Annotated in this window: 14 protein-coding genes; 13 read left to right on the top strand and 1 reads right to left on the bottom strand. The window is 72.7% G+C overall.

Annotation, left to right across the window (positions count from 1 at the left end; all coding sequences use genetic code 11):
• Nucleotides 1-4: 4 nt before the first annotated feature.
• The 4 genes from ACFI33_RS06860 (at nt 5) to lepB (ending at nt 3,435) form a co-directional block, all read left to right on the top strand.
• Nucleotides 5-574 (top strand): type IV toxin-antitoxin system AbiEi family antitoxin domain-containing protein, encoded by a 570-nt coding sequence (locus ACFI33_RS06860; RefSeq protein ID WP_020627445.1) that lies wholly within the window; start codon nt 5-7, stop codon nt 572-574.
• The gene (locus ACFI33_RS06865) at nt 552-1,589 is read left to right on the top strand and encodes a nucleotidyl transferase AbiEii/AbiGii toxin family protein (protein WP_020627446.1); all 1,038 of its coding nucleotides are present in this window, start codon (nt 552-554) and stop codon (nt 1,587-1,589) included. Before ACFI33_RS06860 ends, ACFI33_RS06865 begins: the two co-directional genes overlap by 23 nt.
• 116 nt (nt 1,590-1,705) lie before the next feature.
• Nucleotides 1,706-2,686, top strand: a complete 981-nt coding sequence (locus tag ACFI33_RS06870; protein ID WP_036340441.1) for a ribose-phosphate diphosphokinase — start codon at nt 1,706-1,708, stop codon at nt 2,684-2,686.
• A gap of 2 nt (nt 2,687-2,688) precedes the next feature.
• Complete coding sequence (lepB, locus tag ACFI33_RS06875) at nt 2,689-3,435, top strand: signal peptidase I (RefSeq protein WP_285139938.1); 747 nt, start codon at nt 2,689-2,691, stop codon at nt 3,433-3,435.
• A gap of 54 nt (nt 3,436-3,489) precedes the next feature.
• On the opposite strand, the gene ACFI33_RS06880 is transcribed toward lepB, so the two are convergent.
• A complete protein-coding gene (locus tag ACFI33_RS06880) occupies nt 3,490-4,584 on the bottom strand; it encodes a PqqD family peptide modification chaperone (protein WP_462623864.1) in 1,095 nt (364 codons plus the stop codon).
• A gap of 200 nt (nt 4,585-4,784) precedes the next feature.
• On the opposite strand from ACFI33_RS06880, the gene ACFI33_RS06885 reads away from it, so the two are divergent.
• The 9 genes from ACFI33_RS06885 to ACFI33_RS06925 are packed head-to-tail and all read left to right on the top strand — an operon-like array spanning nt 4,785 to nt 15,188.
• Nucleotides 4,785-5,708, top strand: coding sequence for a glycosyltransferase family 2 protein (locus ACFI33_RS06885; protein WP_462623866.1), 924 nt, complete (start codon nt 4,785-4,787; stop codon nt 5,706-5,708).
• On the top strand, nt 5,705-6,766 hold the full coding sequence (locus ACFI33_RS06890; protein ID WP_144820036.1) for a CgeB family protein: 1,062 nt from the start codon (nt 5,705-5,707) through the stop codon (nt 6,764-6,766). Before ACFI33_RS06885 ends, ACFI33_RS06890 begins: the two co-directional genes overlap by 4 nt.
• Entirely contained in the window at nt 6,763-7,884 is a 1,122-nt protein-coding gene (locus tag ACFI33_RS06895; protein WP_462623868.1) for an RNA-binding protein, read from the top strand. The genes ACFI33_RS06890 and ACFI33_RS06895 overlap by 4 nt, the downstream gene beginning before the upstream one ends.
• A complete protein-coding gene (locus ACFI33_RS06900; protein ID WP_462623870.1) occupies nt 7,881-8,672 on the top strand; it encodes an acylneuraminate cytidylyltransferase family protein in 792 nt (263 codons plus the stop codon). Before ACFI33_RS06895 ends, ACFI33_RS06900 begins: the two co-directional genes overlap by 4 nt.
• A complete protein-coding gene (locus ACFI33_RS06905; protein ID WP_462623872.1) occupies nt 8,669-10,912 on the top strand; it encodes an N-acetylneuraminate synthase family protein in 2,244 nt (747 codons plus the stop codon). The genes ACFI33_RS06900 and ACFI33_RS06905 overlap by 4 nt, the downstream gene beginning before the upstream one ends.
• Nucleotides 10,903-12,039 (top strand): glycosyltransferase, encoded by a 1,137-nt coding sequence (locus ACFI33_RS06910; protein WP_462623874.1) that lies wholly within the window; start codon nt 10,903-10,905, stop codon nt 12,037-12,039. Before ACFI33_RS06905 ends, ACFI33_RS06910 begins: the two co-directional genes overlap by 10 nt.
• Nucleotides 12,036-13,175 carry an acyltransferase family protein gene (locus tag ACFI33_RS06915; protein WP_462623876.1) on the top strand — a complete coding sequence of 380 codons (1,140 nt, stop codon included), beginning with the start codon at nt 12,036-12,038 and terminating at the stop codon, nt 13,173-13,175. The genes ACFI33_RS06910 and ACFI33_RS06915 overlap by 4 nt, the downstream gene beginning before the upstream one ends.
• The gene (locus tag ACFI33_RS06920) at nt 13,172-14,209 is read left to right on the top strand and encodes a glycosyltransferase family 4 protein (RefSeq protein ID WP_462623878.1); all 1,038 of its coding nucleotides are present in this window, start codon (nt 13,172-13,174) and stop codon (nt 14,207-14,209) included. Before ACFI33_RS06915 ends, ACFI33_RS06920 begins: the two co-directional genes overlap by 4 nt.
• 16 nt (nt 14,210-14,225) lie before the next feature.
• Nucleotides 14,226-15,188, top strand: a complete 963-nt coding sequence (locus ACFI33_RS06925) for a glycosyltransferase family 2 protein (protein WP_462623880.1) — start codon at nt 14,226-14,228, stop codon at nt 15,186-15,188.
• Nucleotides 15,189-15,193: the final 5 nt, after the last annotated feature.

Here is a 15,193-nt window from a genome sequence, read left to right on the forward strand (position 1 = left end):
TCCCGTGACGTATCGTGACGATCTGTGGGACGTGGCTGCGGGGAACCACGGGGTCATCACCACTACGGAAGCGGAGGAGGCGGGCGTGCCCGCCGTCGAGGTCCGCAAGCTCGCCCAGCGCGGCGTTCTGCGGAGGCTGGCCCACGGGGTGTACCTCCATCGCCAGGTTCCCCGCGACCGGTTCACGGACGCGGCGGAGGCCGTGGCCACGGGCGGTGAAGATGCATTCCTGGACTGGGACGCAGTGCTGTCACTGTACGACCTCGCCCTGGTCGATCCCTCCGTCGTACGGGTGGGCGTGACGAGGCGGTACCGCGGCTCGCCGCGCGCGCATGTACGAGTGACACGACGCCGTCCCCCGCCGGGCGACGAGGACCTCACCTTTCACGGCGGCGTGCGAGGCCTCACGATCAACCAAGCCCTTCGTGAGGCACTCGACCGCATCCCTCTCGAGCGCGTCGCCGCTGCGATCGAGGAGGCCCGCGCGCGCGGGCTGCTCACGGTGGGCGAGGCGAGGAGCTTGAAGAAGGACCTGGAGGCGCGGCAGAACGGTGGACATCGTGGCGGTCGATGACGTGGTCGTGGGCCTGGGCGATCTGGGAGCTCGAGGTGCGCCCAGGAGCGAAGGCCAACTCAACCGTCGACTGGAGGCGATCGCTGACGCGATGGGCGTTCCGGTGGACCGGGCGCGCCGGTTGCTGGGAGCAGTGATCGTGGCGCAGATGTTGCCGGAAGGCGTCGTAGTCAAGGGTGGAAATGGCGTTCGACTCCGACATGGAGCCACCGGGACGCGGGCGACCCGGGATCTCGATCTACTGGCTCGCGATCCCCAGCAGGCGCTGAAGGACTTGACCGGGTTCGTCGACCGGGGATGGGGGGCCGCGCCCGGGAGCAAGAGAGAACTCAAGGCCGACCCGGCTGCGACCCGGGTGGCCTTCTTCGGCACGGTGCATGAGGACGATCCTGCGGAGCCTCTCGGAGTGCCCGATCCCTACGTCCTGTCACGAGCGAAGGTGACCCTGCATTTTCTCTCCGCGAGGACAAGTTGGGTGTCGGTCCCGATCGAGATCGGGCGCGACGAATTCGAGGGCAGCACGCTGGCGCAGCCAGTCGAGGTCGTGGCACCCCAGGTCGCGGAGGCGGTCACCGCGTTGGGATGTGGAACACCGCGGTCTGTGGCCGTGATGGCTGTCGAGCAGCAGCTCGCACAGAAGATCCATGCCGTCACGGATCCACATCAGACGCGAGGCCACGATCTCGTGGACATCCAGTTGCTCTGGCATGGGGCGGAGGCCGAGGGTGGTGTCGACATCCCGTTGCTCGCAGATCTCGTCAGCCGTACTTTCATGTTTCGGTCACCCGGCCGGACTGCGGCAGGACACACACCGCATGAGTGGCCGCCTCCGGTCGCTCACGTCCGGACTCTCGAGCAGGGGTACCTGGATGCGCTGGAGGAGACACGAGTGGGTGCGGAGGGACAGGCCAGGCTCCTGCAGCCGCGCGTGTCCGACGCGGCGGATTGGCTGGAGTCGTTGATCACAAGGATCGCGCGGGCCGCCGGCGCCGAGGGCTCCGGCGCTCAGGGCTGACCCCGCGCGCCCTAGGATGGGTGCGAGGACCGGGCCCCTCAGGCGGCCCGCTGGACGTCGGCCGCGCGCCGCCGCCGGGCATGGAACGTGCAACCACGAAGGATGTTGAGGACGTCATGACGGAGCTGAGCCGCAGCGAGGACAAGCGACTGGTGCTGGCCACGGGCCGCGCCCACCCCGAGCTCGCGCAGGAGATCGCCGAGGAGCTGGGCACCGAGCTGCTCCCCATGAGCGCCTACGACTTCGCCAACGGCGAGATCTATGTGCGGTCGGGTGAGTCGGTGCGCGGCAAGGACGTGTTCATCATCCAGTCGCACCCGGCGCCGCTGAACAACCACCTCATGGAGCAGCTGATCATGGTGGACTCCATGAAGCGCGCCTCCGCCCGCCGCATCACGGTGGTCTCGCCGTTCTACCCATACGCCCGCCAGGACAAGAAGGGCCGCGGCCGCGAGCCGATCTCGGCCCGCCTCGTGGCGGACCTGTACAAGACCGCCGGCGCCTCCCGCGTGATGAGCGTGGACCTGCACACCGCCCAGATCCAGGGCTTCTTCGACGGCCCGGTGGACCACCTGTTCGCCATCCCGCTGCTGGCGGACCACATCCGCTCCAGCGTGGAGGGCGAGGAGGTCACGGTGGTCTCCCCGGACACCGGTCGCGTGCGCGTGGCGGAGCAGTGGGCGGACCGCCTGGGCGGCGTGCCGCTGGGCTTCGTGCACAAGAGCCGGGACCTCACCGTTCCGAACAAGGCCGAGTCCAAGACCGTGGTCGGGGACGTCGAGGGCCGCGTCTGCGTGCTGATCGACGACATGATCGACACCGGCGGCACCATCGCCGGCGCCGTGCAGATCCTCAAGGACGCCGGCGCCAAGGACGTCATCATCGCCGCCACGCACCCGGTGTTCTCGGACCCGGCCGCCCAGCGTCTCGGCGAGTGCGGCGCCCGTGAGGTCGTGGTGACCAACACCCTGCCCATCCCGGAGGAGAAGCGCTTCGAGACCCTCACCGTGCTCTCGATCGCCCCGCTGATCGCCCGCGCGATCCGCGAGGTCTTCGAGGACGGCTCGGTCACCAGCCTGTTCGACGGCGTCGCCTGACCATGGCCGAGCGCGTCGAGCCGGCCCACGGGGAAGACGGCGGCGCGGTGGCCGCGCCGCAGCCTCACCGTCCGCGCCTGCCGTTCTGGGCCTCCCTGCTGCTGAACGTGGTGGTGGCCCTCGCGGTCGTCGCCGTGGTGCAGGCCCTGTGGGTGAAGGTGTACTCGGTGCCGTCCGGCTCGATGGAGAACACCCTCGAGGTGGGGGACCGCATGCTGGTCAACCGCACCGCCTACCCGGACGGGGCGGCCGACGCCCAGGACGTGGTGGTCTTCACGGCCAACGAGGACTGGGCGCACCCCATGCCACCGGAGGGGGCCGTGGAGAACGCCGTCCGCACGTTCGGCGACCTCACCGGCATCGGCCGCTCGCACGAGCAGGCCCTGGTCAAGCGCGTGATCGGCACCGCGGGGCAGACCGTGGAGTGCTGCACCGCCGAGGGCGCGGTGACGGTGGACGGGGAGCCCGTGGACGAGCCGTACATCCACAACGACCTGCCGTTCCTCCGGGACGAGCTGGACTGCGAGTCCGAGGTGATCTCCGCGCGCTGCTTCGGCCCGGTCACCGTGCCGGAGGACTCGATGCTCGTGCTCGGCGACCACCGCTCCAACTCGGCCGACTCCGTGATCGCGTGCCGCGGCATCCCCGCCGACCAGGCCGGGGACTGCGCGCGCTTCGTCACCCGCGAGGACATCGTGGGCGAGGTCTTCGTGACGGTGTGGCCGCCCACGCACTGGGGCGGGCACTGATCTCCTGAGGGGACGGGGCGTCCTGGGTGCCGGCCGCCTCCGGGCCGTGCCGGCTCAGCCGGTCGTGGCCAGCTGCGCGGTGATCAGGGCGTCCATCGCCTCCCGCACCCGGGCCTCGGCGTCCTCGGGCACGGGCCCTTCGGCGCGGAGGCGGGCCACCACGTCGGCGGCCGTCCGCGGTTCGTCCAGCAGGAGCCAGACGGACGGGCCCAGACCTTCGAGCACGACCAGGCGGTCCGAGGCGAGCAGGACCAGGCGGCCGCTGTCGGTCAGGATGCCGTCGTCGACGGCGCAGCGGGACACCGCGCCCGGGACTGCCGCACCGACCGAGGCCCGCAGCTCTTCCTCGGTGAGCGCCTCCCAGGCGGGGGTGACGGGCGTGGGCGGGGCCGCCAGGAGGCCGTCGACGACATCCCGCAGGTCCTCCGCTTCGGCGTAGACCAGGCGTTGGGCGCCGCCGGCCGCGTCGAGGACGCGGCAGAGCGTCACGAGACCGCGGGGGAGCAGGGAGAGGGAGGATGTCTGGGGGACGAGCGCCTCGAGCGCGGCCACGAGTTCTATGGCCTCCGCCCGCGGCGTCACCGGGCCTGCCGGATCCCGCACGCGGTCCAGCACGGCGATCCGGGCCAGCCGGGCGTCGGGGAGGGTCGGGCCGAGACCCAGGTCGTCCGGGCCTCGCTGGGTCTTGGGTCGCACCCCCCGTGACCCCAGCAGGGACAGCGGTTTGGGGTAGGGCGTGACGGTCAGGCCGTCCGGTGCGATGATCGCCGTCTCGTCGGTGAGGTAGGCGAAATGGGGTCCCAGCCGGCGCGTGGCCGTCGTCTTGCCCGTCCCGGACGCCGCCACCAGGACCATCGCCGCCCCGGTGTCCGGTGCGGCGAGGCACGCGGCATGGAACAGCAGGTGGGTGCCGCGGGCGGACTCGATCGTCCGTGAGGTCGCCAGGAACACCAGGTCCTCGTGCCACTGGAGCCACGGAGACGCGGTGTCGGCGCCGCGGTGCGCATCGGCGTGGGCGGGCGGCTGCACGACCTCCACACCGCACCGGGCCCAGGACGTGATGACCTCCGCGCGCTCGTCTCCTGTGAGGCCGCTCACCGTCACGGCATCGAGACCGGTGCGGATGCGCAACGCGGTGGTCTCGCTCATGGCTTCGTCCTCCCCCTGGGCGCCGGGCATGGCTCACCCTTTCCATCCCGTGGCTGTCCGGTCAGTGTACTGAGCGCCGTGTGGGCGGCCATGGCGCCGCCCCGCCGGCTGGCACGGGTCTTCGCCAGAGCCTCCCTATACTCGACACAGGTTCTCGGGCGCTGAGTGCGCCGTCCATCCGAGCTGAGGGAGGAGCCCGCATGGCAGCCCAGTCGCCCACGGCGGCGGTGACCGTGGTGATCCCGCACTACGGCGATCCGGCCCCCACTCTCGCTCTCGTCGACCGCCTGCTGGCCGATCCCGGAGACGCGCTGGCCGCCGTCGTGGTCTCGGACGACGCCTCGCCCACCCCGTACCCCGAGGCGCACGATCCGCGTCTGACCGTGGTGCGCCGCGAGCGCAACGGCGGCTTCGGGGCGAACGTGAACACCGGCCTGGCCGCGGTCACCACCGAGCTGGCCCTGGTCCTCAACTCGGACGCCGAGATCACGGGGGCGCAGATCGACGCTCTGGTGGCGGCAGCCGCCCCGTATCAGCCGGCCGTGGTCAGCCCGCAGGTCGTCAACGAGGACGGCACGCCGCAGTGGTCCGGGCGGCACTTCCCGACGGTCCTGCACCAGACCGTCGAGTGGCTGACGCCGCTGGCCCGCTTCCGTCACCTGGACGTGCTTCACGAGGCCGTGGGGCACGACGTCGCGGCGGCCCGGTCCGCCTCGCCCGTGGCGGTCGACTGGGTGATGGGCGCCGTGCTGCTCCTGCCGATGGCGCAGGTCCGCGCCGTCGGCGGGTTCGACGAGGAGTACTTCATGAATTCCGAGGAGGTCGACCTGCAGCGCCGCCTGCGCGAGCGCGGCGTGCCGTCGATCGTGGTCCCGGCCGTCCGTGTGCCGCACGGGCTGCACGGCTCCTCGGACCCGCTGCGCCGGCGCGGCTGGCTGGTGGACTCCCGGTACCGCTACGCCCGGAAGTTCGGTCACCCCCGGGTCCTCAAGGCCGCGCTCACCGCGGCGACGGGGGCGAACTTCGCCGTGAACGCGCTCCGGCAGGCCCGGGGTGTGGACGTGGACGCCCGCGCCGTGCTCCGGGACGAGCACGCGCTGGTCTGGAAGGGGCAGCGCCGATGAGCGCCACCGGCTACACCGTGCCCGCGCCGCCCGACGCGCGGGGCGGCCGCTCACCGGAACGGCTGTTCCTCGTCTCGCCGGCGTTCCACGGCTACCACCGCTCCATCGCGGCGGCGTGGGCGGCCCAGGGCTTCGACGTCACGGTGCACTGCTACGACGCCTACGCCACGCTCGGCATGAAGCTGCGGAACAAGGGGCTGCTCGAGCTGCCGCAGAAGGCGGGCGTGGACCGCACGGCCGCGCGGGTCGTCTGGGACACCGGGCGGGCCGTGGCCGCGCTGCGGGAGGCCCGGCCGGACCGTGTGCTCGTCATCAAGGGGGACTCGCTGGGCGAGGCCTTCTGGTCCGAGATCCTCGAAGCGGGCCTGCCCCGCATGCTCTGGCTGTACGACGACCTCGCGCGGCACGACTACTCGATGGAGTTCCTGCGCTCCGTCGGGCCGGTGCTCAGCTACGCCCGCTCCGAGGCCGAGCTGCTGGCCGGCGGGGGCGTGGACGCCCACTACATGCCCAACGGTTTCGACCCGGCCATGGCGCTGCCCCAGGTGCCGCGGCGCGACGAGCTGGTCTTCGTGGGCTCGCGCTACCCGAACCGCGTGGAGCTGCTCTCGCGCCTGGCCGCGGCCGGGGTGCCGGTGCGCGCCTACGGGCGTCAGTGGAGCCACCACCCGGTGGACCGCCTGCGCACGTGGGAGCTGACCCGGCCGGACCTGCCGGCCGAACGGGACATCCCCCTCGAGGAGGCGTACGCCGTGCAGGCGGCCGCCGCGGGCGCCATCAACATCCACGGCCTGCAGGCCGGCCACGCGATGCGGACCTTCGAGGTGCCCGGCATGGGCGGTCTCCAGCTCGTCGATCGGGCCGACGTGGCCGAGTTCTACGTCCCGGACGAGGAGGTGCTCGTCTTCGAGGACGCGGACCACCTCATCGAGCTGGGCCGCCGGGTCGTCGCGGATCCCGCCTGGGGAGCGCGCATCCGGGAGGCCGGCCGCCGCCGGTCGCACGCGGAGCACACGTTCGCGCACCGGGCGGCCATGGCCCAGGGGTGGTGGGCATGACCGACGCGCCCCTCTTCTGGCGCTCCGAGGACCTGCCGCGCTGGCACGCGTGGCAGCGCGCCCAGTGGCCGCTGACCCGGCGGGCCGCGGACACCGCGCGCTCGACCGTGCGCGGCGTGGCCGGCGCCCTGACACGCCGCCGGTCCACCGGCGACGACGTCCCCCGCCTGCTCCTGCCGGCGGGGGACGTGCACACGCTCGTCGCCCTGGAGTCCTTCGGCCCCACGCAGCTGGCCGCGCTGGCCTCGCCCGTGGCCGCCCTGGCCACCGCGCGGCCGGAGGCCGCCGCCGGGGTCGGCTGGGTGCTGCCCGCCGGAGACGCACCCGCCCTGCCCGGGGCCGTGGGCCACCGGGAGCACGCCGCCACCGCCGACGTCGTGACGGATCGCCTGTCCGGGCTCCGCCGCGTCCTGGTGGCGGGGGAGTACCTGCCCTCGGGTCGCGCCGCCGTGCGCTGGGCCCGGCAGCGGGGGGCGCGCATCGGCGTCGTCCAGCACGGGCTGCTGGCCGTGTCCACGCCGCCCGTCCCGCGGGACGCCACCCTGTACGCCTTCACGAGCACGGACGCGGACTGGTGGACCCAGGGCCGCGCCGATGTGGAGGCCGTCCCGGCGGGCTCGGCGCTGCTGGAGCAGGCCCGCCGGACCGCGCCCGCGCTCTCGGGTGCCGGGGACGACGGCCCCGGGGTGTTCCTCGGCCAGCTGCACGGCGCCGAACTGCCCCGCCGGGACTTCGCCGCGGCCGCCGAACAGTACGTGCGGGCCACCGGCGCCGCCTACCGCCCCCACCCGGCCGAGCGGGACCGCCTCTCCCGCGGCCAGCACGCGGCCTGGCGCAGGGCCGGTGTGCGGATCGACGACGCCGGGGCGCCCCTCGTCGCCACGCGCGGGCCCGTGGCCGCCGTCTTCTCCACCGGGATCCTCGAGGCCGCGCAGGCCGGCAGACCCGCGTGGGCCGTCCACCCGGAGCCGCCCGCCTGGCTCGAGGGGTTCTGGCAGCGCTACGGCATGACCCGGTGGCGGCCCGGCCGCACCCCGGAGCCCACCCCGCCCCTGGCCTCGCCGACCGCGGACCCCGCGGCCGCGATCGCCGAGCACGTCTGGAAGGAGACCGCGTGAGCATCCTGTGCGTCATCCCCGTGCGCGGCGGGTCCCGGGGACTGCCCGGCAAGAACATCCGCCTCCTCGGCGGCCACCCGCTCGTGGCCTGGACCATCCAGGCCGCCCTCGAGGCGGAGGAGGACCTGCACGTGGTGGTCTCCACGGACTCGGCCGAGATCGCCGAGGTCGCCCTCCGCTACGGCGCGGACGTCCCGGGCCTGCGCCCGGCCCACCTGGCCCAGGACTCGACCCCCACCGAGCCCGTGATCGAGCACGTGCTCGCGGCCGAGCGCGCGGCCGGCGTCGAACCCGAGGGCGTGATGCTCCTCCAGGCCACCAGCCCGCTCCGCCTGCCCGCCACCCTGGACCGCGCCGTGCGGCAGTTCCGGGACACGGGGGTGGATTCGCTGGTCGGCGTCGTCCCGGTGTCCCCGTTCCTGTGGCGCCATTCCGAGGATTCCGAGGGGGAGCCGATCCCGGACTTCGACGTCACGGCGCGCAAGCGCCGGCAGGACATGACGCGCACCGACCTGCGGTTCCGCGAGAACGGGTCCCTCTACGTGACGCGCCCCTGGGTCTACGACCGGCTGCACAACCGTCTCGGCGGCCGGATCGGCATGCTGGAGCTCGACGACCTCGAGGGCGTGGACATCGACACCGAGTTGGACTTCGCCCTGGCCGAGCAGCAGATGGACCAGTACCTGGCGGTCCAGAAGGTGCTCCAGCACCGCCCCGACCTCGGTGCCCCGCACACCGCCGAGACCCCCACCCCTGGCCCGAACCGCACCCCCGGAGGCGCGCAGTGATCATCGAACGCAGGCTCACCCCCTACCTCGTCTTCCCCGAGGACTCGCTCCTGGCCGCCCTGCAGAAGATGACCGACAACCGCGAGCGCACCGTGTTCGTGGTGGATTCCCACGGCTTCCTCGTCGGCTCCCTGACGGACGGGGATGTGCGCCGCTGGCTGGTGGCGCATCCGGAGGCGTCGCTGGATGTGGCCGCGGCCGACGTCGCCCATCGCGACCCGGCGACGGCGCCCCTGGGCGCCACCCCGGCCGAGATGCGCGAGGCCCTGCCCACCGGGGCGCTGCACCTGCCGCTGCTGGACGAGCGCGGCCGTCTGACGGCCCTGGCGATCAACCGGGAGGCGGAGCTGCGGATCGGCGGGCACCGGATCGGGGAGGGCCACCCGGCGTTCCTGATCGCGGAGATCGGCAACAACCACCAGGGCGATGTGGACCTGGCCCGCCGTCTCGTGGACCTGGCCGTGGAGGCGGGCGCGGACGCCGTGAAGTTCCAGCTGCGGGACATGGACGCCCTGTACCGGCAGTCCGGTGCGGCCACCGCCGGTGAGGACCTGGGGGCCCAGCGCACCCTGGACGAGCTGGCCAAGTTCTCGCTCTCCGCCGAGGACATGGTGCGGGTGTTCGACCACGTCCGGGACGCCGGCGTCGCCCTGATGTGCACCCCATGGGATGCCCCGTCCATGCGGGTGCTGCGCGAGTATCCGGTGGACGGCGTGAAGATCGCCTCGGCGGACCTGACGAACCACGGTCTGCTGCGGGACGCTGCCGCCTCCGGCCTGCCGATGGTGCTCTCCACCGGCATGTCCCGGGAGGAGGAGATCCGCGAGTCGGTGGCCCTCGTGCGCTCCTTCGGCGTCCCCTTCGCGATGCTGCACGCCCAGTCGACGTACCCCGCCCCCTACAAGGACGTGAACCTGGCCTACCTGGACCGGCTCGCGGAGATCGCGCAGACGCCGGTGGGCTACTCGGGCCACGAGCGCGGCTTCCACGTGGCCCTGGCCGCGGTGGCCCGCGGGGCCTCGATCATCGAGAAGCACTTCACCGTGGACCGCGGGCTCGAGGGCAACGACCACAAGGTCTCCCTGCTGCCGGAGGAGTTCGCGCAGATGGTCCGGCAGACCCGGGACATCGAGGAGTCGATCGGCGTCGGGACCGAGCGCGTGGTCTCCACGGGCGAGGCGATGAACCGCATCAACCTGGCCAAGTCCCTGGTGGCGGCCCGCCCGCTGCAGGCCGGCGCCACGATCACCGCCGACGACGTGACCGTGAAGTCCCCGGGCCGTGGCCTGCAGCCCAACGAGCTGCCGCGCCTGGTCGGCCGCACCCTGCACCGCGAGATGGCCGAGGGCGACTTCTTCTTCGCCGGAGACCTCACGGACACGGTGCCCACCGGGCGCCAGTTCGAGTTCCGGCGCCCCTGGGGCCTGCCGGTGCGCTACCACGACGTCGAGGCGCTGACGAAGGACTGCACCCCGGACTTCCTGGAGTTCCACTTCTCCTACAAGGACCTCGAGATCGACATCGACTCGGTGTTCAGCGAGCCCATGCCGATGGGCTTCACCACCCACCTGCCGGACATCTTCTCCGGTGACTTCCTCGTGGACCTGGCCAGCGACGACGACGCCGTGTGGGAGCGCTCGATTGCCGAGGTGCAGCGCACGATCGACATCACCCGGGACCTGAAGCGCTGGTTCCCGAACGAGGAGGAGCCCATCATGGTCATCACCATGGGCGGGTTCACCCTGGACCGGCACATCCGCCCGGAGGAGCGGCTGCCGAAGTACGAGCGCATCGCCGAGGCCGTGAAGCGCCTGGACACCTCCGGCATCCGGATCGCCGCGCAGACGCTGCCGCCGTTCCCGTGGCTGATGGGCGGTCAGCAGTACCACAACCTCTTCATGGACCCGGACGACACCGTGGCGTTCGTGGAGGCCACGGGGGTGCCCCTGTGCCTGGACATCTCCCACTCCAAGCTCTCGGCCACGTTCCTGGGGATCCCCTTCTCGGAGATGGTGGAGAAGCTGGCCCCGCACACCATCCACCTGCACCTGGTGGATGCCACCGGTGTGGACGGGGAGGGACCGCAGATCGGGGAGGGTGACGTGGACTGGCCCGTGCTGTGCGAGCAGCTGGACCGCCTGGCCCCCGGGGTGAGCTTCATCCCGGAGATCTGGCAGGGCCACATCAACAACGGCGAGGGTTTCTGGACGGCCCTGGACCGCCTGGAGCAGTGGCTGTGATCCCCGCGGCGGCGAGCACCCCGGCCCCGCTGACGCTCTGGGTGGTGCCCGTCGCCGACCTCGGCGGCGTGGCCCGGCACGTCCTCGACGTCGCGCGCGTGGGCCTGCCCGGCCTGCGTCTGGCGGTGCTGTGCCCCGAGGGTCCGCTCGCCGAGCGGCTGCGCGAGCAGGGTGCGGCGGTGTTCACCGGGGACGTCGGTCCCGACGCCGGCCTGGCCGCCTCGGTGCGGACGCTCCGGACGGCGGTGCGCACCCTGCGCCCGGCCGCGGTCCACACGCACCTGGCCTACGCAGACCTCGCGGCGTTCGCCGCGTTCGGCCCGGGGCGGGCCCGGCAGCGGGCCGGTGCGCCGGCGCTGCTCAGCACCGAGCACGGGATCGCCCCGGACGATGGGCTGTACAACCGCGCCGCGGCGGCCCGGGTGAAGAACGCCGCGCACCGCGCCCGGTTGCGCGGCACGGACCTCGTGATTGCGGTGGCGCAGTCCACCGCGGACGTGCTCCGGCGCAAGTGGGGCACGGGGGCGCCCCTCACCGTGGTGCGCAACGGGGTGGATGTGTCCGCGGTGCGGGCCGCGGCCGCGGGGCAGCGGCGCACACCGGGGGAGGGGCTGCGGATCCTCTCCCTGTCCCGGCTGGCGCCCGAGAAGAACCTCGACCGGCTGATCGCCGCGCTGCCCGCCCTGCTGGAGTGGGACCCCGGGACGCGGTTGACGCTGGCCGGCGCTGGCCCCCTGGAGGGGGAGCTGCGCGCCCAGGCCGAGGCGCTCGGTGTCGCGGATGCGGTGGACCTGCCCGGCTTCGTGGAGCCGTGGGGGGCCATGGCCGAGCACGACGTGCTGGTGCAGCTCTCGGCGTGGGAGAACCTCAGCTACACCCTGCTCGACGCTGCGGCCGCGGGCCTGCCCGCCGTCGCCACGGACGTGGGCGGCAACGGGGAGATCCTGCCGCCCGAGCGCCTGGTCCACGAGACCACTCCAGCGGCCATCGCCGACGCCGTCATGCGCGCCGCGGTCGAGGGACCGGGCGAGGTGCGCGTGGGCGACGTGGAGACCATGGCCCGAGCCACCGCCGAGGCGACCCTCGAGGTGCTCGGGCGCCGGGTGGGGAAGGTGGGTACCCGATGACCGCAGCGAGCCCGAACGAGCCGGGATCGGCGTCGGTGGCCCCGGCCGAGAAGCGTGTTCCGGGCCCCCGGTTCCGGGAGCTGGACGGTCTCCGCGGCCTTGCCGCGCTGGCCGTGGTGTTCTCGCACTACACAGGTGCCCACAATTCGCACTATCCGCAGGATCCCGCCGCGTTCCACGACGCGGCCTGGGGTGCGGCGGGCGTGCAGCTGTTCTTCATCATCTCCGGGTTCGTCATCTTCATGTCCGCCCGGCGGGCCGACCGGCCGAGCGACTTCGCCATCTCCCGGGCCGCCCGGCTCTATCCGCCGTACTGGATCTCCCTGGTGTTCGCCGTGGTGCTGCTCCTGCTGCACCCGGTGCCCGGCTTCCCCTTCACGTGGGGCCAGGCCCTCGTCAACCTGACGATGGTCCAGCGGTGGGTCGGCGTGGACAACGTGGTGGACGTCTACTGGACGCTCGCGGTGGAGATGCAGTTCTACGTGATCATCCTGATCCTCCTGTATCTCACGCGCTGCCGCCTTTCGGACCGCGTGGTGCTGTGGGGGAGCCTCGCGTGGTCGGTGATCTCGTGGGGCGTTGTGTCCTTCACCGCGCCGCACGTGGGCTGGGACCCTCAGCGGGACCCCATGTGGGTGAAGCTGCTCAACAACGCCACCGTGGCCGAGTACGCCCCGTTGTTCGTGCTGGGGATGGCCTTGTACATCGCGCGGCAGACGGGTCGGCACCGCGGCTGGGTCGCGGTGTCCGCGGTGGGCAGCACGTTCGTCATGCGGGGGATGCCCTTGGCCCTCGAGGTCCTCGTGGTGGTGCTCCTCGCAGTCACGGTGATGCTGAGGGAGAGGACGTCCGTGCTCCTCCTGCCGCCTATCCAGTGGTACGGGAAGATCAGCTACTCCCTCTACATCCTCCACGCCATCCCCGGATACATCCTCATCCACGCGCTCTGGCCGTATGTGGGCCGGAACATGGCCATGCTCGTGGCCTTGGCCGTGGTCTCCGTGCTCGCCTGGGCCCTGCAGAAGTACGGGGAGGAGCACCTCGGCCGCGCGGCCAAGCGGGGGTTGACCCGCGTCCGCTCCGTCGTGGACGCGCGGACCGGAGGTCCTCGATCCCCTGGGAAGGCCCTGGGATGACCGGTCGTATCTGGATCCTGGCGAACCAGGGCGAGCTGGGTGGCGGCGAGGTGATGCTGCACCACCTCGCCACGGCCCTGCGCGAGCTGGGGCGGGACGTGGGCGTCGTGGCTCCGGCCCACCCGGCCGAGACTGCCGATCGCCTGGCCGCGGACGGCTTCGACGTGGTCCGCGTGGGCGGGCCCGGACGCCTGGGGTACCTGCGCGCTCTCCGGGCCTGGGACCGTGGCCGAGGCGGGGACGACGTCGCGTGGTGCAACGGGCTGCTGCCCGCTACCGCACTGGCCGGCCGGCCGCGCCGGATCGTGCACCTGCATCAGGTGCCCGAGAAGCCGGTTCTGCGCGTGTTCTCCGCCCTGGCGCGTCCCGGTGCGCTCGCGGTTCTCGTGCCCTCCCGGTTCGCCGCGGACCGCATCCGCGGGGCCCGCGTGCTCCACAACTGGGTTCCGGGCCCGACGGCGCCACAGACACGGCGGGCCCGCGGTGCCGATGAGCCGGTGACCGTAGGCTTCCTTGGCCGCCTGTCCGAGGACAAGGGCATCCTCACCCTGCTGGAGGCCGCCGCGCTGCTGCGGAGGACCGACCCGCGCGCCTTCGTGTTCCGGGTCGCGGGGGAGAGTCGATTCGTGGCGGAGGACGAGGCCGAGCGGCTCGCCACCGCCCTGAAGGCAGCCGGTGAGGACGTCCAGGTGCTCGGCTGGCAGGACACCGCCCAGTTCCTGGCCACCGTGGACGTGCTGGCCGTGCCGTCGCAGTGGGCCGAGGTCTTCGGCCTGGTGACGGCCGAGGCGATGGCGGCGGGCGTTCCGGTGGTGGCTTCCGATGCGGGGGCCGTTCCCGAGGTGGTCGGCAGCGATCACCCCTTCGTTGTTCCGCAGCGCGACGCCGCCGCACTCGCGAATTGCTTGCGGGCGGTACGAGCGATCGATCTGGGGGCGGTGGCCCACTCCCAGCGGCGCCGCTGGGCGTCGCTGTTCTCACCCGAGGCCGGCCGCGCCGCCGTCGCCGAGCTCCTGAATGACCTGTCCCTATGATCCCCGCGGAGGACTCATGACCGAGACGCCCCTGACCCCCGAGGCCAGCGTGATCGTCCCCAGCCGAGGCGGCGCCCAGCGGCTGCCGCGCCTGATCGGCGCCCTCGCCGCGCAGGAGGACGCCCCGCCGTTCGAGGTCCACGTGGTCGTGGACGGGGATGTGGACGGGTCGGAAGCGGTGCTCGCCCAGTTGGCCGCGGAACACCCGGGCCTGGACCTGAGCTGGACCGTCTTCCCCGAGAACCGCGGACGGGTCGCCGCGCTCAACGCCGGCGCCGACGCGACGTCCGGCCGCATCCTCATCCGTGCCGACGACGACCTGGAGCCCGGACCCCACTACATCCGGGACCACGTGGCCGCGCACTCGGGCGGGCCTGGCGGAGCGATCGGACTTTACTTGAACGTCCTGGAGCCCACCCCGTATCAGCGCGCCTACGGTGACGCCCAGGACGTCCTGCACCGCGAGCACGCGTATGCGCTGCCGGCGGATCAGCAGTGGCGGCACTGGGCGGGCAACGTGTCCGTCCCCCGTGCCCTGCACGAGCAGATCGGCGGCTACGACCCGGACTACCGACAGTACGGGTGGGAGGACATCGACTACGGCTACCGGCTTCACGCGGCAGGCTACCCGGTGGTGATCCGTCCCGAGCTGGAGACGCGGCACCACGCTGCCGCCGTGACAACGCACTCGAAGGCGGTGCGGGCCTTGCACGGCACGGCCGCGCGGAACCTGTTCGTGAGCAAGCACGGGGCGGCACCGCTCGGCACCATCGGTGCTCCGCGAGGCGTGTGGGGTGCTGCCGTGCGCCTGGTGGCGTTGGGCGCCACCGAAGCCACTCTCACGCGCTCCAGTGCGCTGATCGACGCCGTCGCGGACCACCTGCCTCGGGGGCTCGCCCGTCGACTCATCGCCCTCCAGGTGGAGGGTGCCGCCGAGGCTGGGCGGGCTCATCCCCACCGCGCGCAACGGGCCATCTGAGGGGA

This window comes from Micrococcus sp. PSi08 (assembly GCF_054960655.1).